Source organism: Aureimonas sp. N4 (assembly GCF_001463925.1).
Lineage (GTDB): Bacteria > Pseudomonadota > Alphaproteobacteria > Rhizobiales > Rhizobiaceae > Aureimonas > Aureimonas ureilytica_A.
Window position 1 is genome coordinate 15,186 of record NZ_BBWS01000046.1, and the last position, 17,348, is coordinate 32,533.

17 protein-coding genes, 1 tRNA gene and 2 pseudogenes are annotated in these 17,348 nt (G+C 66.7%); 10 read left to right on the forward strand and 10 right to left on the reverse strand.

Translation table 11 applies throughout. From position 1 onward, the window contains the following. The first annotated feature begins 20 nt into the window (after positions 1-20). The 3 genes from AUL28_RS14355 to AUL28_RS14365 all read left to right on the forward strand — a co-directional run bounded on the left by AUL28_RS14355 (position 21) and on the right by AUL28_RS14365 (position 2,573). Positions 21-218: a hypothetical protein gene (locus tag AUL28_RS14355; RefSeq protein ID WP_058636356.1), complete on the forward strand. Its 198-nt coding sequence runs from the start codon at positions 21-23 to the stop codon at positions 216-218. A gap of 148 nt (positions 219-366) precedes the next feature. Further along, positions 367-615 (forward strand): hypothetical protein, encoded by a 249-nt coding sequence (locus tag AUL28_RS14360; protein WP_062233828.1) that lies wholly within the window; start codon positions 367-369, stop codon positions 613-615. A gap of 467 nt (positions 616-1,082) precedes the next feature. Then, positions 1,083-2,573 carry an MDR family MFS transporter gene (locus AUL28_RS14365; protein ID WP_062233832.1) on the forward strand — a complete coding sequence of 497 codons (1,491 nt, stop codon included), beginning with the start codon at positions 1,083-1,085 and terminating at the stop codon, positions 2,571-2,573. 186 nt (positions 2,574-2,759) lie between these two features. Here AUL28_RS14365 and AUL28_RS22160 read toward each other — a convergent pair. From AUL28_RS22160 to AUL28_RS14400, 7 genes and pseudogenes are all read right to left on the reverse strand, one after another. Next, positions 2,760-3,466, reverse strand: a pseudogene (locus AUL28_RS22160) (IS5 family transposase); the annotation flags it as partial. 93 nt (positions 3,467-3,559) lie between these two features. After that, on the reverse strand, positions 3,560-5,062 hold the full coding sequence (locus AUL28_RS14375) for a tripartite tricarboxylate transporter permease (protein WP_058636359.1): 1,503 nt from the start codon (positions 5,060-5,062) through the stop codon (positions 3,560-3,562). A gap of 13 nt (positions 5,063-5,075) precedes the next feature. After that, positions 5,076-5,621 carry a tripartite tricarboxylate transporter TctB family protein gene (locus AUL28_RS14380; RefSeq protein ID WP_062233835.1) on the reverse strand — a complete coding sequence of 182 codons (546 nt, stop codon included), beginning with the start codon at positions 5,619-5,621 and terminating at the stop codon, positions 5,076-5,078. A gap of 77 nt (positions 5,622-5,698) precedes the next feature. After that, positions 5,699-6,685, reverse strand: coding sequence for a Bug family tripartite tricarboxylate transporter substrate binding protein (locus AUL28_RS14385; RefSeq protein WP_062233838.1), 987 nt, complete (start codon positions 6,683-6,685; stop codon positions 5,699-5,701). Between the two features lie 48 nt (positions 6,686-6,733). After that, positions 6,734-8,446 carry a dihydroxyacetone kinase family protein gene (locus AUL28_RS14390; RefSeq protein ID WP_062233841.1) on the reverse strand — a complete coding sequence of 571 codons (1,713 nt, stop codon included), beginning with the start codon at positions 8,444-8,446 and terminating at the stop codon, positions 6,734-6,736. Further along, a complete protein-coding gene (locus tag AUL28_RS14395) occupies positions 8,443-9,396 on the reverse strand; it encodes a sugar phosphate isomerase/epimerase family protein (RefSeq protein ID WP_062233845.1) in 954 nt (317 codons plus the stop codon). The genes AUL28_RS14390 and AUL28_RS14395 overlap by 4 nt, the downstream gene beginning before the upstream one ends. Positions 9,397-9,432: 36 nt before the next feature. Beyond that, entirely contained in the window at positions 9,433-10,470 is a 1,038-nt protein-coding gene (locus AUL28_RS14400) for a 4-hydroxythreonine-4-phosphate dehydrogenase PdxA (protein ID WP_058636364.1), read from the reverse strand. A 214-nt stretch (positions 10,471-10,684) separates the two neighbouring features. Between AUL28_RS14400 and AUL28_RS14405 the strand changes: the two genes are divergently transcribed. The 3 genes and pseudogenes from AUL28_RS14405 to AUL28_RS23320 all read left to right on the forward strand — a co-directional run bounded on the left by AUL28_RS14405 (position 10,685) and on the right by AUL28_RS23320 (position 12,401). Beyond that, the gene (locus AUL28_RS14405; RefSeq protein WP_192843473.1) at positions 10,685-11,329 is read left to right on the forward strand and encodes a GntR family transcriptional regulator; all 645 of its coding nucleotides are present in this window, start codon (positions 10,685-10,687) and stop codon (positions 11,327-11,329) included. 509 nt (positions 11,330-11,838) lie between these two features. Beyond that, positions 11,839-12,081, forward strand: a pseudogene (locus tag AUL28_RS23315) (HK97 family phage prohead protease); the annotation flags it as partial. A gap of 50 nt (positions 12,082-12,131) precedes the next feature. After that, positions 12,132-12,401 (forward strand): hypothetical protein, encoded by a 270-nt coding sequence (locus AUL28_RS23320; RefSeq protein WP_062233847.1) that lies wholly within the window; start codon positions 12,132-12,134, stop codon positions 12,399-12,401. 499 nt (positions 12,402-12,900) lie between these two features. Here AUL28_RS23320 and AUL28_RS14420 read toward each other — a convergent pair. Next, positions 12,901-12,990 (reverse strand) — tRNA-Ser (locus AUL28_RS14420). A 312-nt stretch (positions 12,991-13,302) separates the two neighbouring features. Here AUL28_RS14420 and AUL28_RS14425 point away from each other — a divergent pair. From AUL28_RS14425 to AUL28_RS14440, 4 genes are all read left to right on the forward strand, one after another. Then, positions 13,303-13,638: a hypothetical protein gene (locus AUL28_RS14425; protein WP_062222973.1), complete on the forward strand. Its 336-nt coding sequence runs from the start codon at positions 13,303-13,305 to the stop codon at positions 13,636-13,638. Positions 13,639-13,643: 5 nt separating this feature from the next. Beyond that, on the forward strand, positions 13,644-14,312 hold the full coding sequence (gene msrA, locus AUL28_RS14430; RefSeq protein ID WP_062233853.1) for a peptide-methionine (S)-S-oxide reductase MsrA: 669 nt from the start codon (positions 13,644-13,646) through the stop codon (positions 14,310-14,312). A gap of 256 nt (positions 14,313-14,568) precedes the next feature. Next, a complete protein-coding gene (locus AUL28_RS14435) occupies positions 14,569-15,567 on the forward strand; it encodes a BMP family lipoprotein (protein ID WP_058636370.1) in 999 nt (332 codons plus the stop codon). A 138-nt stretch (positions 15,568-15,705) separates the two neighbouring features. Beyond that, positions 15,706-16,644: a nucleoside hydrolase gene (locus AUL28_RS14440; protein ID WP_062234300.1), complete on the forward strand. Its 939-nt coding sequence runs from the start codon at positions 15,706-15,708 to the stop codon at positions 16,642-16,644. A 16-nt stretch (positions 16,645-16,660) separates the two neighbouring features. On the opposite strand, the gene AUL28_RS14445 is transcribed toward AUL28_RS14440, so the two are convergent. After that, positions 16,661-16,870: a SlyX family protein gene (locus tag AUL28_RS14445; protein ID WP_062233855.1), complete on the reverse strand. Its 210-nt coding sequence runs from the start codon at positions 16,868-16,870 to the stop codon at positions 16,661-16,663. Next, positions 16,867-17,319: an acyl-CoA thioesterase gene (locus tag AUL28_RS14450; RefSeq protein ID WP_062233858.1), complete on the reverse strand. Its 453-nt coding sequence runs from the start codon at positions 17,317-17,319 to the stop codon at positions 16,867-16,869. The genes AUL28_RS14445 and AUL28_RS14450 overlap by 4 nt, the downstream gene beginning before the upstream one ends. Between the last annotated feature and the right edge of the window lie 29 nt (positions 17,320-17,348).

The window sequence follows — 17,348 nt, forward strand, 5'->3', positions numbered from 1 at the left end:
TCCAGAGGATAGGAAAGCTCATGCTGAACAAGGACGCGGCCGCCGCAGCCCAGAAGTTTCTGGAGCGCGTCAATCTCGCAGGCGCTGAGGTTCCCGCCTATTGCGCCGTGATGAACGGTCTTCAACAGATCATCGACGCCGACGGCCCCCGCGTGACCACGATCTCGGACGCGGGCGAGACGCTCGAAACGTCGGAACTCGCCGCGTCTCGCGTCTGACGCGGTGCGAGAGGGGGAGGGCGGGGCCGCCACGAACGGCCCCGTTCTTCCGCCAAAGTCAGCTTTGGGAAGACGCACGCCGAAAACAGAAAGGAACGCTTTGGCGCTCCCGCCTCTTGGTCCTTCGAGGAAATGTCAGGAGCCGATCATGTCCGATACGAGAAAGAGTGACGATAGGCGCGAAGACGCCGACAAGCGCGAGGAAGCGGCGATCGCCGAAGAGTTCGAAGGGCTCGACAATGATCTCGTCAATGTCGGCAAGTTCACCGACCCCGAGGCCGATCCGGGCAGCCCGGACACCCAGCAGGACCATGCCGAGAGGCCGAACGCGCCGAAGCCCTCGGATGTGGGGCAAGGCCCCGCGAGCGATAGTCTCGACACGATCCGCCGGCCGTGACACCGATGTTTCGAGGCACCCCTTGAAGGGGAGGGGTGTCTTAACCATATCAGGATCAACGGCGCGTCCCGAAAGGTCGATGCGTTGTCAGGCCCCGTAGATCGTCCGACCACGGATGTACTGGCGAGGTGAAATGCAGGGCCGTTCTCCCTCCGGGAGACGCTGGAGCCGTTGGGTGAAATCCCCAGCGGCTTTTTCGTGTGCTCTGTTGGCTGAGCGCCGAGCGGCTCCATGAGCGGGATACGAGTGTTCCGTCTGTCAGGCGTGCCCCGCGCGAACGCACGGACGAGGGCCTGCAATCCGGCGCCTCGCTCGCGGCGAAAATCGTGCCCGCGAGGATTGTGAGCGAAAAGGGGCTGGTCAGGGACGGTGCGAAGCCGTATGTCCGGCTTGCGATTTCCTTCGAAGGTGTCACGCCGTCTGGCGGCCCGGCTCATCGCCGCCCGTGAAGCGTTCGTCTCGATCCCATGTCGGTTTCCTCATCCAGCGTCGAGCGTCTCGACGCCGCGCCTGCCCGGCGCAATTTCCGCACCATCGCCCTGATCGTCGCCAGCGCCATGTTTATGGAGCAGCTCGACGCCACGATCCTCGCGACGGCTCTGCCTACGATGGCGCGCGATTTCGGCGTCGATGCGCCCTCCATGAGCATCGCGCTCACCTCCTATCTCATCAGCCTTGCGGTGTTCATTCCCGTCAGCGGCGTGGTGGCCGATCGCTGGGGCTCGCGCACCGTGTTTCGCGCCGCCATCGGCGTCTTCGTGCTCGGCTCTGTCCTGTGCGCGCAGGCGCCCTCGCTGACATTCCTCGTCTTCGCTCGGCTGCTGCAAGGGCTCGGCGGGGCCATGATGATGCCGGTCGGCCGGCTCGTGCTCCTGCGCTCGGTGGAGCGGCGCGATCTCGTTTCGGCCATGTCCTGGCTGCTCGTGCCCGCCCTGATCGGCCCCATTCTCGGGCCGCCCGTCGGTGGTCTCATCGTCACCTATGCCGACTGGCGCTGGATCTTCTATATCAACCTGCCGATCGGGTTTCTCGGCATGGTTCTCGTCAGTCTCTTCATCGAGGAGACCAAGGGCGAGCGCACCGGGCCGTTCGACGCGCTCGGCATGGTCCTGTCCGGCATTTCGCTGGGCTCGCTCCTGTTCGGCTTCGAGAGCGCCAGCCGCGCCGACGAGGGCTGGATGGCCGCCTCGCTGATCGCCGTCGGCGTCGTTGCCGGTGTGCTCTATCTGCGCCATGCCAAGACCCATCCCGCACCGCTTCTCGATCCGCGTCTGATGCGCGTGCCCTCCTTCGGCACCTCGGTCATCGCAGGGTCGCTGACGCGCATCACGCAAGGGGCGCATCCCTTCCTCCTGCCCTTGATGATGCAGCTCGGCTTCGGCCTGTCGGCGGCGACGAGCGGCCTCGTCACAATCGCGACCGCCATCGGCTCGCTGATGATGAAGGCCGTCGCGCCGAAGGTCCTGCGCCGCTTCGGCTTTCGCACGGCGCTGGCGGCCAATGGCATCGTCGCGGCGCTGCTCTACGGCACCTGCGCCTTTTTCCGGCCGGATTGGCCGCTGCCGGTGATCTTCGGCGTGCTGGTCTGCTGCGGCTTCTCCATGTCCTTCCAGTTCACCGCCTACAACACCGTGGCCTATGACCGGATCGCGCCTGCGCAGATGAGCTCGGCGACGAGCTTCTACACGACCTTCCAGCAGCTCATGCTCTCGCTCGGCATCTGCGTGGCGGCGCTGGCGCTGCATGGCTCGATGGGCCTGCGCCAGCACGAGACGCCCGAACTCTCCGACTTCTCGGCGGCTTTCGCCGTGGTGGTGGTGATCTCGCTGGCGGCGACGATCTGGAACCTGCGCTTTGCGGCCGATGCCGGGCGCGAGATCAGCGGCCACGGGCGCGTGGCGGAAACCGTCAAGCGCCCCGCCGCCGAGGCCACCGACGCGCTCGAACATTCGCGCTGACAAAAGGCCGGGCCTGCCGCGTCGGCCCGGCCATGGCTTCGGCCAGGCCGCGCGGCTCCACATGAGGGCGATCTGCGCGGCATAGGGCAGAACCAGAAGACCCGAAAGCTCCCATGACAACAGGGGCAAGGTCTGGCGCAGAATAAGCGCCAGCAACAAAGCAAAGCGTCTCGCACAACAGCCAAGTTAGGTAGGGGACTCATAGCTTAGAACCGGAAGAGTAGGGTGGCCAGCCAGCGCGATGACTGAGAAGAAGACGGGCGGACAGCGATCGTAGCGGGTTGCAACGCGCCTCCAGTCCTTCAGTCTCCCGAACATGCTCTCGATGCGGTTGCGTCTGATGTAGCGGCGTTTGTCATAGCCCACCGGCGCGTTGCGCGACGTGCGCCCTAGGATACAGGGCTTGATGCCCTTCGACGCCAGAGCGTCCGGGAACCAGTCAACATCATAGCCGCGATCACCCAGCAGCCATTGCCTCGGGCAGATCGTCAAGCAAGGCTGCCGGGCCGGTATCGTCGCTGACGGGTCCAGCGGTCAGGAAGGAGCTGAGCGGGCGACCGTTCGCATCGGCTACAGCATGGAGCTTGGTGTTCATGCCGCCTTTTGTCCGACCGGTCAGGTGACCGAGATCTCTTTTTTGAGCGCAAAGCTCGACGCCGCACGATGGGCCTTTAGGTCGGTGCGTCGATCATGATGGTCCTGGGATCGGCGCCGACTGCGGCCAGACCCTCCATCATTCGGACGAAGACGCCCGCTTCGCCCCAACGCTTCCAGCGATTGTACAGCGTCTTCGCAGGCCCATAGTCCTTGGGCGCATCACGCCATCGCAGGCCGTTGCGGTTGACGAAGATGATGCCGCTGAGAACTCGCTGGTCATCGACCCGTGGCCTGCCGCAGAGCGTCCTGCCAGGTTGCGACCCAATACGACGGAAAGGGGCGCGGGATCATCTCCCGCACCCCTTGCACATGACAGTCGCCGCGCCCCCTCACGCGGCCTGTGCCGGCCTGACAAGCTGCATCGCCTTTGAGATCAGCGGCCAAGCCAGAAGCAGGAGGGCCAGCGCCATCAGCGTGCCGACGAGCCCGTTGGACCAGAAGATCGACAGCGACCCGCCGGAATAGAGCATCGACTGGCGGAACGCGTCCTCAGCCTTGTCGCCCAGCACCATGGCGAGCACCAGCGGCGCAATCGGGTAGTCCAGCCGCTTGAAGACATAGCCGACGATGCCGAAGGCGACCGCCATCATCACGTCGAACTCGGCGTTCGCCACCGTATAGGCACCGATCAGGCAGACCACGATGATGATCGGGCCGATGATGCCGAAGGGAATGCGCAGGATCGAGGCGAAGAGCGGCACGGTGGCGAGCACCAGCACCACGGCGATCACGTTGGAGAGATACATCGAGGCGATGAGGCCCCAGACGAAATCGGGCTGCTCGACGAAGAGGAGCGGGCCGGGCTGGAGGCCCCAGATCATCAGGCCACCCATCATCACCGCCGCCGTCGCCGAGCCCGGCACGCCGAGCGCGAGCATGGGCAAGAGCGCCGAGGTGCCGGCCGAATGGTCGGCGACCTCAGGCGCGATGACGCCTTCGGGTTCGCCCTTGCCGAAGTTCCTGCCGTATTTTCCGAAGCGGCGGCCGAGGCCGTAGCTCATGAAGGAGGCCGCCGTCGGCCCGCCCGGCGTGATGCCCATCCAGACGCCGACGAGGGCCGAGCGGACGAAGGTCATCCAGTAATGCGGCAGGCGGGCGAGCGCCTTGAAGATCTCGCGCACCTCGATCTTCGAGGAGACACCCTTGAACTTCAGCTCCTCCTGGACCGTCAGCAGCAACTCGCCGATGCCGAAAAGGCCGATCACGGCGACGAGGAAGGAGATGCCGCGCAGGAGGTCCGGCCAGCCGAAGGTGAGGCGCAACTCGCCCGACACCGTGTCCATGCCGACCGTGGCGAAGGCGAGGCCCGCGAGAAGCGACACCGCCGCCTTCATCGGATCGCCACCGCCGAGCCCAATGAAGGAGCAGAAGGCGAGAAGGTAGATCGCGAAGAATTCGGGGCTGGAGAACTGAAGCGCGAACTGCGCGATCCAGCCGGCGAGAAGCGTGATGACGACGACGCCCGTCAGCGCGCCGATGCCGGCCGAGAAGAAGGCCGTCGAGAGCGCTTCCGTCGCCCGGCCCTGCTTGGCCATCGGATAGCCGTCGAAGGTGGTCGCGACCGACGAGGGCTCGCCGGGAATGTTGAAGAGGATCGACGTCGTCGAGCCGCCGAACAGCGCGCCCCAGTACATCGACGAGAGGAGGATGATCGCCGAGACCGGCTCCATCGTGAAGGTGAGCGGCAGGAGCAGCGTCACGCCGTTCGGCGCGCCGAGGCCCGGCAGCACGCCGACCAGAATCCCGAGCAGCACGCCCATGACGATGAGGGCAACATGATAGAACGAGAAGGCGACGGAGAAGCCGTGCAGGAGATTGGCGATATCGGCCATGGCGAGCGCCTCCTCAGTAGATGCCGAGCAAGGGCATGACGACGCCCTTGGCCAGCGGCACCTGGAACCAGAATTCGAATGTGACGAAGAACACGGCCATGGTGGCGACCGAGATCAGCGTGGCCTTCGCGGCGCCGACCTTGCCAAGCGTCATCATGGAGAAGACGAGGAAGAGCGCGCCGGAGAGATAGATACCGAGCCAGGGGATCAGCGCCGCCGAGACGGCCGTCGGCACGAAGACGGAGGCGATGCGCCCGAGCGCACCGTCCTCCAGAAACCGCTCGTCGAGGCCCGTGGGCTCGTGCAGCGCGGCAGCTCCACCGGCTGCCTGTGCTTCCAGATTGGCGGGCGCGCGGCGGCGGCCCGTCAGGCCGTATTTGACGGCGATGACGAGGCCGAGGATGGCGAGGATCACGCCGATGCGGAACGGGAAATAGCCGGCCGACGGTCCGAAATCCGTCCAGCCGATGCCGTTCTCCAGGCTGCCATAGGCCGTGACGAGCCCAAGAAACACCGCCGACAGGCCGGTCCCCACTTCGATATGACGGCGTGTGACCATCGCGCGTCCTCCCTTGCGATGTCCGCTTCAAAAGTCGGGGCGGCCGATCGCGGCCGCCCCGGTTGTCGATCGGTCGCTCAGTTGACGAGCCAGCCGTCCGCTTCGAACTGCTTGCGCGAGCGCTCGACATCGGCGGCGATGTAGGACTTGAACTCGTCGCCGGTCATGAAGCGAGCGGTCTGCGAGGTGTTCTTGAGATAGGCCTTGAACTCCGGCGTGTCGGAGACGCGCTTCAAGAGGTCGGTGTACCAGGCGACCGCCTCGGCCGGCACGCCGGCGGGCGCGAAGACCGTGCGCGGCATCTGGTAGGCGTCCACCTGAAGACCCTGCTCGCGGCAGGTCGGGATGTCGTTCCATGACATCGTGTCCGTCACCTTGGTCGTGTCGGCCATGCGTTGGTCCGACATCACGCAAAGCGGCTTCGCCTGACCCGCGCGCCACTGGCCGACATTCTCGGCCGGGTTGTTGGTGTTGCCGTCGATATGATTGCCCGCGAGCTGCACGGCGGCTTCCGAGCCCGACTTGAAGGGGATGTAGAGGAACTTCGCCCCCGTTGCGGCCTCGATGCGGCGCACCAGCGTCTGATCGACGTCCTTGGACTGCGAGCCGCCGAAGCGGATCTTGCCGGGCGTCGCCTTGCCGGCCTCAACGAGATCGGTGATCGTGTTGTAGGGGCTGTTCGCCTGCACCCAGACCACGAACTCGTCGACGGCCAAGGTCGCGATCGGCGTCAGGTCGTCGGACTTGTAGCCGAGGCGCGTGACGAGCGGCAGCTGCCACTCGTTGGAGGTTCCGAGAATGAGCTTGTGCGCGTCGCCTTTCGAGCCCGCGCCGTAGATGAAGGCCTCGGCGCCCGAGCCGCCGCCCTTGTTGGAGACGACGACATTGGTGGGCGACAGGTTCTCCTTGGCGATCGCCGCCTGAATCTGGCGCGCGAACTGGTCGGTGCCCCCGCCCGCACCGCCCGCCGCGATGAACTCGACGGGCTTGGTCGGCGCCCACTGCGCCATGGCGGGCGCGGCAAGGGCGAGGGTGACGAGTGCGGTGGTCGCGAAAAGCTTCATGGATCATGCCTCCCAGACGGATCGTTGAAGTGAAGAAGGGAAGGCCGGCTATCCGGCCTTGAGAACGTCGCCCACGGTGCGGGCGCAGAGCGCGAGCGAGACCGCGCCGGCATCGGGATGCCCGATGCTTTTGGCCGCGAGCGGCCGGGCGCGCCCGAGACGGGGCGTGAGCTTGGCGGTCTCCTCGGCGGCGCGCGTGGCGGCCTCGGCGGCCGTGCTCCAGGCGTCGCGCAGCCCGGCACCGCGCGTCACCTCGGCCTCCAGCGCATCGACGAAGGGTACGAGCGCATCCACCAGCGTCTTGTCGCCGGGCTTGGCCCGCCCGAGCGTCATGACGGCCTCGCGAGCCGCGATCATGCCGCGCGATGCGGCAGCCGCATCGACACCCGCCTCGTCGCCCAGCGCCGTGCCGAAGCCGCGCAGGAGAAGGCCCCAGATCGCCCCGGACGTGCCGCCCGCCGTGTCGGCCCAGCGGTCGCCGGCATGGGCGAGGAGCGAGCCCGCCCCAGCTCCGGCGGCGAGGGCCTTGCGCGCGCCCTCAGCGGCGGCAAACGAGCCGCGTCGCATACCCTGCCCATGGTCACCGTCGCCGGCCACGGCATCGATGCGGCCAAGGTCCTCCTCGGCGTCGGCCAGCACGGCGGCCAGCCGCTCGACGATCGCACAGGCGCGGCGAGCGCTTTCGCGCGAGGCGTCCGAAGCGGGCGGAAAGCGCAGCGCCTCCGCGTCCTGCTCGACCGGCTTCCCGGCCACGGCGCGCGGCTCGACATGGCCGCGCCGGAAGGCCGCGCCATGAGCCGGGGCGAGCCATAGCGGCTCCAGCTCGTCGTCGAGCCAGGTGATGGTGAGCGAGCAGCCGGCCATGTCGAGCGAGGTGACGAACTCGCCGACCTCGGGCTGCACGAGCGTCAGACCCGCGCCGCGCAGGCGACGAGCGACATGCGTCCAGAGAACGAACAACTCCTCGTATTTCGTCGCGCCGAGCCCGTTGAGGAGCACGGCCGCCCGCCCGCTCGCGCCTTCGGGGCGCTCGGCCAGTAGCGGCTCGACCAGAAGGTTGGCCAGATCCTTGGCCGGCATCGCCGTTTCGTCGCGGATGCCCGGCTCGCCATGGATGCCGAGGCCGACCGCGACCATGCCCTTGTCCACGGTGAAGAGGGGAGCGCTCGCGCCCGGCAGCGTGCAGCCGGAAAAGGCGATGCCGAAGGACTGGGTCCGTGCGTTGGCGAGTTGTGCCAGCCGCTCCACTTCGTCCAGCGAGAGGCCGGCTTCCGCCGCCGCGCCCGCGATCTTGAATACGGGCACGTCGCCCGCGACGCCCCGGCGCAGAGCCGGCGTCTCCCTCGGGGCGCTCGCCACATCGTCGGTGACGGCGATGACGCGCACGTCGATGCCCTCGTCACGCAGGCGGGTCGCCGCCGCGCCGAAATTGAGAACGTCGCCGGCATAATTGCCGAAGCCGAGCACGATGCCGCCGCCGCGATGGGCTTGCCGACAGATGCGAGCGACCGATTCCGTCGAGGGCGAGGCGAAGACGTCGCCTGCCACCGTCGCGTCCGCCAGCCCGACGCCGACATAGCCGCCGAAGGCGGGATAATGGCCCGAGCCGCCGCCGATCACGAGGGCGACCTTGCCTTGCGGCGTCTCGGTCGCCCGCACAGCGCCGCCCCGCACGGGATGCACCAGATGAGAATGGATGTCGCAGAAGCCTTCGAGGGCGCTCGAAGCAAAGCGTTCGGGTTCGTCGTGGATCAGAGTCATGCCGTGGTTTCCGGTCGCGGAAGGATGCGGCGAAGATAGTCGCGATTGGTGGCGCTGATCGACAGGCCGTCGCCGCCGTAGTGCTCGACCAAGAAGGGCGAGCGGAATCCGTGCGCCAGAGCCATGCGGATGGCGGTGCGGTAGTTGATCGTGCCGAATTCGAGCGGTGCCGGCGCGGTCATGATCGCGCCCGTCGTCTCGTCCTCGATGCGCGTGTAGTTCTTGACGTGCCAGAAGCCGGCGAAGGGCGCGATCTTCTCCATCATCGCCTGCCAGGGCTCGACCGGGCGATGGAGGCGGATGAGGTTGCCGATGTCGGCGTTGATCTTCACGTTCGGCAGACCGACGTCGGTCACCAAGCGCACCGCGCCGTCGGCGGTGCCGATCAACGTGTCCTCGTACATTTCCAGCGAAATTTCGAGCCCGAGGTCGCTTGCGTGCTGGCCGAGATCGCGCAGGCGCGAGACCGCCAGCGCCCAGGTGTCCGGGTCGGTCGGATTGCGCTCGCCCTGCACGGTCCAGAACCAGAGCGCCTTTTTCTGCGCCTCGTTGAGCGGACCGAAGAACCCGAAGGAGACGGCGCTCGCCCCGACCTTGGCCGCCGTGTCGAGGACGCGGTGCCCATAGGCGACATGCGCCTCGCCCAGAGCCGGGTCGATCAGGTTCTTGCGCGCGGTCGAGATCGCGGGGATCGTCAGCCCGTGCGAGGCGGCGACGCCCATGAACTCGGCGAGACGCGAGGGTTCGAGGTCGGCGATGCGCAGCCAGCCGTCCGTCGGGTCGAGTTCGGTGAAGCCCGCATCCGCGACGTCGGCCAACGTCGCGGACCATTCCTCGGGGCTCTGATCCTGCGTGGACCGGCCATCCGGCAAGATGCCGGGATACTGGATCATCGCGGCCGCGATCGGCCAGTTGGTTCGATCGAACTTGCGCCCGTTTGCCTCTGACATGCGGTTTCTCTCCCCCGCCTGTTCGGAACGTTTCGCCTATTCGGCAGCGGCGGCCAGCGCGCGGCGCTGGTTGGCCATGCGAACCGCCAGGCGGAAAGCCTCGCGCGTCGCGCCCAGATCGGCCTTGCCCTTGCCGGCGATGTCGTAGGCCGTGCCGTGGGCGGGGGTGCAGAGCGGGAACGGCAGGCCGCCCATCATGGTCACACCCTTGTCGAAGCCCATCAGCTTCATCGCGATCTGGCCCTGATCGTGATACATGGTGAGCACCGCGTGCCAGCCTTCCTTCAGGGCGCGCAGGAACACGGTGTCGGCCGGGAACGGCCCGTCCACCTCGTAGCCGGCCTCCTTCGCGGCGCGCACGGCGGGCTCGATGATCTCGATCTCCTCCATGCCGAAAGCGCCGCCATCGCCGGCATGCGGGTTCAACCCGTTGATCGCGATGCGCGGGCGTGTGACGCCGGATTGCTTGAGGCAGTCGTGGGTGAGCTTCACCTCGGCCAGGATCGCCTCAACCGACAGGTGGTCCGACACCTCCTTCAAGGGGATGTGCGAGGTGACGCGCGCGTTCCAGACCTTCTCCAGAACGTTGAACTCGCGCACCTTGCCTGAAAAGCCCGTGACGTCGACCACGAAGCGGATCTCGTCGTCGTAGCCGGGATAGGCGAAGCGCATCGCCTGCTTGTTGAACGGCGTGAAGATCACGGCGTCGGCTTGGCCGGCATGGGCCATTTCCAGCGCGCGGCGGAAATTGGTGGTGGCGAAGGTGCCGCCCTCCAGCGTCGCCTCGCCCCGGCGCACGTCCTCGACCGCCAGATTCTTCAGATCCACCATGACGGGCCGCGAGCCGTCGCCGATCGATGTGGCGTCGGCGGCCTCGCCGAGATCGAGCGTCACGCCGGCCTCACTCGCGCCGCGATGGAGAATGCGGCGGTCGCCGAAGACCACGACGCGCGCGCGCTCGTTGGTCTCGGGATCGGCCAGCAGCATGGCGGTGAGTTCCGGGCTGATGCCGGCGGGGTCGCCCATGGCGAGGGCCACGATCGGACGCTCGGTGCCGTTGGTCGCAAAAGCCATTCCCAGTCCTCCCGTATGAAGCGTGGCGCCATTGCTAACCCATCTGAACACACGCATCAAGCCTTTTGTATTCTGCATACAGAATTCCGGTTTGACGGTGTCGTGCGTTTGTGGTGATTGACGGATGAGAAGGCGCGGGCGTCTGCCGCAGGGAGGAACGATGAGCGAAACGGTGTCGGCACCGCGCCCGAGCGACGGCGCGGCCGGTTCGGACATGGGGCGCATCTCGCGCACCTCGCTGCACGACACGATCGTCGGGCGGTTGCGCGACATGATCATCGAGGGCGCGCTGGAGCCCGGCACCCGGTTGCACGAGGGTCAGCTCGGCGAACAGCTCGGGGTGTCGCGCACGCCCCTGCGCGAGGCCATCAAGTATCTGGCGAGCGAAGGGCTGGTGGAGCTGATCCCCAGTCGCGGCGCCACCGTGCGGCGCTTCGACCGCAAGGACGTCCACGACATGCTGGTCGTGATCCGCGAGTTGGAGCACCTCGCCGGCCGCCTCGCCTGCGAGGCCGGCACGGACGCGGGCATCGCCGCCGTCCGACGCGCGCACGACGCCATGATGGAGCGATATCGGGCCGGCGACCGGCTGGCCTATTACAAGCTCAATCAGGAGATCCACACGCGGATCGTCGAACTCAGCGGCAATTCGGCTCTCGCCCATGTCCATGCCGGGTTGCAGATGCGGCTGAAGCGCGTGCGTTTCATCGCGCACGAGGGCGCGGAAAAATGGGCGGCGGCCGTTGCCGAGCATGAAGAGATGATCGTGGCCCTGGAAAAGCGCGACGGTCCCGCGCTCGCCGAAATCCTCACCCGCCATCTTTCCCATGCGTGGGAGAGAGTGGAGAACATGTTGTAGGCGGATCGGCGCTCCACGGAGGGTCTGTTTCGAATAGCCAATTGGCTCGTCGTGATCGGGATTTCCCCATCCGGCGTGTTGGGTCAAGCGCTCCTGAGCTGAGGTCTCGCTCTGGTTGACCCGTGGCCCTTGTCTGTCACGCCTCTCTTCGGGATCGACCCGATCGGGTCCTCCCATGATGGGATCGGAATGAGCGAGGCCGCTCGATCTGTGGCACGCCCTAGCCGTGCCACGGGGCAGACCCGAGACCATGAGCGAGCTTACCTCGCCCCCTTCCGCAAGGGGCGTGTCTGCGCCAGAACGGATTCCCGAATGATCGGCCTGTTCCCGAAGGCTTGCCTGCTTCAGCGCCGCCGGATGCCGTTGCCCCTTGGGCATTGGAACTTGCTTCCGTCTTCAGGCGCGGGCTTCCAGCATGGGGTTGGCGGTGTCTCATCCATGCCTTCCTCGACGCGGACGGCGTGGTCCGCGAGCCGAAGGCTTTCGCCCATGCGGAGGATTGCAGATGGATGCGACGACGTTCGAACGTCGAGACGTGCCGGTCGAAGTCCGGGCGCGGGCGGCAGTGGGGGGGGTACGCCGCATCCTTCGGGATCGAGGCCCGCATCGCCGAGCGCGTCACGCAGACGATCCGGGCGGGCGCTTTCGCCGCTTCTCTGCGGTCCGGCCGTGGTATGCTCGCCCTGGTCGATCATGACCCCAGCCGGGTTCTTGGCCGCACCCAGAGCAGGAGGCCTCGTCTTTCGGGAGACGCGCTTGGCCGGACGTTCTGGCGCTGGCCGGGCGGGGTGATCTCGGCGGCATGTTCTTCAGCTTCAACGCAGTGGACGAGCACTGCACCGGCGACAGGCGCGAGTTGCGCGCCATCGAGCTGCATGAGGTCTCGATCGTCCTCGCGTGGCCGGGTTGCAAGAGGGCGGTGATCACGGCGCTCGCCTGCATCCGCCTCATTGCTGAAACCCTGGCGGCCATGCCGCTCGAGCCGCACCGCTTCAGCGAGGGATGGGGATCGCGCCCGCCACGCACCATGCTGTCTGTCCGGTGCTCCAAGGCGAGACTCGGCCCGGCCTGACCTCCTTCGCCGGGCGCGAATGGAGGATCGCCAGCCTTCTGACCCACGGCAACGCGTTCGCCCGGATCGACTGGAACGGCCGAGGGCAGGCCGCTGCGCTTCATCCTCTTCCGTTCGGCACGGTATCCGCCCGCCGAGCGCTTTCGCTATAAGACCGCGACTCCGAGATCATCCTTAGAGACGAGATGCTGCATGTCCCCACTCGCACAGATGACAAGGTTCGGCGGCGGTAAGACGTTCGAGCGCTTCACCATCTCGAACAAGGACAGCGAGTGTCTGAGCAGCCGGAAAGATTCCGGTCTCGTCATCTCTCGCACTTTCGGCCTCCCGCCCTCCGCGATCGGCATCACCGATAACGCGACCTATCCGAACAAGGGCGAGGAAGGCCGCGCCCTGACCGCTCACGGGGCAGGACCACAAGCCGAAGTGTCTCACTCAACTGGCAAGTTAGACGAAAACGCCCGTAACCCATTGAAATCTAGGGGACAGAAAATAAGCATGGCGGAGGGAGCGGGATTCGAACCCGCGATACGGTTTCCCGTATACACACTTTCCAGGCGTGCGCCTTCAACCACTCGGCCACCCCTCCAGACCGGATCGAAGCCTGCCGCCTACGGGCGGGGCCGGCGTTTGGGGCGCCGCGATCGATCCGATGGCGCGCAGTATCATCGGGGCGGGACGCTCGCAAGGGCTTTTGTGAAAAGCCTGCGACGGTGCCGGCTTCGCGCAAGCTTCGCCGATCGGGACGGAAGGGGCGGGGTTCTGCTTCGCGCCATTGCGCGACGAGCGGGTGCGTCCCATATCTCGGAGAAACGAGGCAAAGCTTGGCGGTCTTCGCCCTCGGGTCGGTTCCGTCGAACGGCAAGAGGCGGAGCGCGGGCTGCGAGGGGAGGTCGGGTCCATGCGGTTTCTGGCTTGGTGCCTGCGAACGCTCGGGGTGCTGGTTCTGGCGGCCGGCGCGGTTCTGGCCGTGGGGGACGTCGCGCGCTCGCTGGCCTCCAGCAATGTGCGCCTTCTCTCGATCTCCGAGACCGTGGCGCTGACGGGCCTCAACGGGGCGGCGGCGGAGCAGCCGACGGCCGATCCGGTGTTCACTGGGGGAGACCGAGGACGTCTTGTCGCGGAGCTTGGCCGTCAGCCCGCCTCGATCGTTCTGGGTCTTGTTGGAATTGCCTTCATCGCCGCCGGAAGCGCGCCCCGCGCGCGCCGGCCCGGCGAGCCACCACGAAAGGTCTAAGGATCATGTTCGGATTGAACTTCCTGAAAAAGACGCAGCTGCCCTCCAGCGCCGATGCCCTGCCGGGCCGCGAGCAGCCGATCCCCACCGCCCAGACGCATTTCGTCAACGGCGCGCCGCTGAAGGCTCCGTTCGGCGAGGGCATGGAGACGGCGATTTTCGGCCTTGGCTGTTTCTGGGGCGCGGAGCGCAAGTTCTGGCAGGTGCCGGGCGTCGTCTCGACGGCGGTCGGCTATGCCGCCGGCATCACGCCCAACCCGACCTATGAGGAGGTGTGCTCCGGCCTGACGGGGCACAACGAGGTCGTGCTCGTCGCCTATGATCCCTCGCGCGTGTCCTACGAGGAACTGCTGCGCGTCTTCTTCGAGGCGCACAATCCGACACAGGGGATGCGACAGGGCAATGATGTCGGCACGCAGTATCGCTCCGGCATCTATGTCACCAGCGAGGCCCAGCGCGAGGCGGCCGAGCGCGCGAAGGAGGCCTATGGCGACGCCCTGCGCCGGGCCGGGCACCGCGACCCGATCACGACGGAAATCCTCGACGCGCCGGAGTTCTACTACGCCGAGACCTACCATCAGCAATATCTCGCCAAGAACCCGCGCGGCTATTGCGGCCTGGGTGGGACGGGCGTGAGCTGCCCCGTTGGTCTGGGCGCTGTTGCCGCCGAGTAAGGCAGTCAGCTTCCGAAACAGGCAAGTGGGAGGGATGCTCGACGCAGCGCCCTCCCGCAGCTTCCCCTTCCGTCTAGGGAAGGTGCAAAGCCGCGTGGATTCACGGCGTTGCGTTGAGGATAACAGCGAATTTTAGGTGCGCGCGCGGGCGCTTCGTGCCAGTTTCCGCAATCGGAAGAGTCCGGCGGCCACAAGCCGGGCCAAAGCCGAGCGAGGCCACGCGCCTCGCCCCAGCAACAGGGATTGCGCGAAACCCATGAAGTCCATCCTCGCCGGCCTCTTCGCCGCCTGCCTCGCCTCCGTCGCCGGCCCCGCGCTCGCGGCCGACCTCAAGCCCGCTGTCATTTTCGACCTCGGCGGCAAGTTCGACAAGTCCTTCAACGAGGCCGCCTTCAATGGCGCCGAGCGGTTCAAGGCGGAGTCGGGCACGCCCTATCGCGAGTTCGAGATGCAGAACGAGACGCAGCGCGAGCAGGTGCTGCGCCGCTTCGCGCGTGACGGAAACTCGCCCATCATCGCGGTCGGCTTCGCGCAGCAGGCGGCCGTGACGAATGTCGCAAAGGAATATCCGAACCTCCAGTTCGCCATCATCGACACGGTGGTGGACCTGCCGAACGTGCGCTCCATCCTCTTCAAGGAGGAAGAGGGCTCCTACCTCGTCGGCATGCTCGCGGCCATGAAGTCGCAGACCGGCACGGTCGGCTTCGTCGGCGGCATGGACATTCCCCTGATCCGCAACTTCGCCTGCGGCTACAAGGGCGGCGTGATGGCGGCCAAGAAGGACGCCAAATATCTGGAGAACATGACGGGTACCACGGCCGCCGCCTGGAACGACCCGGTGCGCGGCGGCGAACTCGCCCGCTCGCAGATGTCGCAGGGCGCGGACGTGATCTTCCACGCCGCCGGCGCGACCGGCATCGGCGTGCTCCAGGCCGCGGCGGATGCCGGCAAGTTCGGCATCGGCGTCGACTCCAACCAGAACATGCTGCATCCCGGCCATGTCCTCACCTCCATGGTGAAGCGCGTCGACAACGCCGTGTACCAGACCTTCGAAGACGCCAAGAAGGGCGAGTTCAAGGGCGGCACGGTGACGCTCGGCCTGAAAGAGGATGGCGTCGGCTATGCCGTTGACGACAACAACAAGGCTCTGCTGACGCCCGAGATGACGGCGGCCGTCGAGAAGGCCAAGGCCGACATCATCGCCGGCACGATCAAGGTCCACAATTACAACACGGACAACACCTGCCCTTATTGAGGTGAGGCTTCTGACGGTATCGCACGGCCCGGAACCGAGGGTTTCCGGGCCGTTTTCGTTGGCGGCGGCCGCCTTCTGGCCAAGCGGGAGGCGGAGTGTTAGACGCCCGCCCGAATGCGGATGAAAAAGGAGCGCGCCATGCGCAAGGTGATTTTCGACACCGATCCGGGGCAGGACGATGCGGTGGCCATTCTCGCCGCGCTGGGCTCGCCTGACGAAATCGAGGTGCTCGGCATCTCGGCGGTCGCCGGCAACATCCCGCTGCATCACACGGTCAACAACGCGCTGCGCCTCGTCGAACTTGCCGGGCGGCCGGATATCCCGGTCTATGCCGGGGCCGATCGTCCTTTCGCCCATCGCCTTGTGACGGCCGAGCATGTGCATGGCGTGACCGGGCTCGACGGGCCGGATCTGCCCCAGCCCGTGACGAAGCCCCGCGAGGGGCATTCGGTGGATTTCATCATCGACACGGTGCGCCGCCTACCGGACAAGACCGTGACGATCGCCGCCCTCGGCCCGCTCACCAATATCGCGCTGGCCTTCCTCAAGGCGCCCGACATCATCGAGCGGCTTCAGGGCGTCGTCCTGATGGGCGGGGCCTATTTCGAGGTCGGCAACATCACGCCGACCGCCGAGTTCAATATCTATGTGGACCCGGACGCGGCCGGGATCGTGTTCCGCTCGGGCGCGGACATCACCGTCCTGCCGCTGGACGTAACGCATCAGATGCATTCGACGCCGCCGCGCATCGAGGCTTTCCGGCAGATCGGCAACAAGGCGGGCGCGGCGGTCGCCGCCATGCTCAGCTTCTCCGAGACCTATGATCTCAAGAAATATGGCTGGAACGGCGCGCCACTGCACGATCCTTGCGTCACGGCCTTCCTTCTGCGGCCGGACCTGTTCGAGGGCCGGCGGGTGAATGTCGAGGTCGAGACCGGCAGCGCGCTGACGCGCGGCATGACGGTGGTGGATTTCTGGCGCGTGACCGACCGCCAGCCCAACGCCTTCTATGTGCGCTCGGGCGATGCGGACGGCTTCTTCTCGCTGCTCACCGAGCGCGTGGCGCGCCTGCCCTGACGGGCTCGCGCGACCCTCAATAATGCGGCGGCTTGGTGATCTCAGGCCGGGGCGTCGCGACCTCTTCCAGCGCCAGGAACCGCTCGGCCAGCGCCTTCATGATCTTGCGGAGCCGGTCGAGCTCCGCGCCCTGCCGCGCCATCTCGCCGGACAGCTCCTCGATCGTGCGGTTCTGATGCGCGATCTGGATTTCCAGCTCGACCAGCCGCTCCTCCGCCCCGCTCATCGCACGATCCTTTCCAGAACCGTCCGCAACTGGTCGGGCAGGGGCGTGGGGCGGCGCGTCGCCGCGCTCACATGCACATGGACGAAGATGCCTTCGGCGGACGCCACGTCCTCGTCATTGCGAAACAGCGCGATGTCATAGGCGATGGACGAGGTGCCGAGCCGCGAGATCGCAAGGCCCACCGTCACCTGATCGGGGAAGCCGATTTCCGAAAGATAGCGGCAGCCCGTTTCGGCGACGAAAAGCAGCGTCTCGCCGGGCGTCGTCGGCAGGCCCTGCTGCAGGAGCCAGGTCGTCACCGCCGTGTCGAAGAAGGTGTAATAGGCCGCGTTGTTCATATGCCCGTAGGCGTCATTGTCCGACCAGCGGGTCGTGATCGGCACGAAGGCGGCGAAGTCCGCGCGGCGGCGGGGCTGGGGGCGGGACGGGTTCGGGTTGGGCGAGGACATGGGCGGCGGCTGGCTCCGGCAAAGTATCC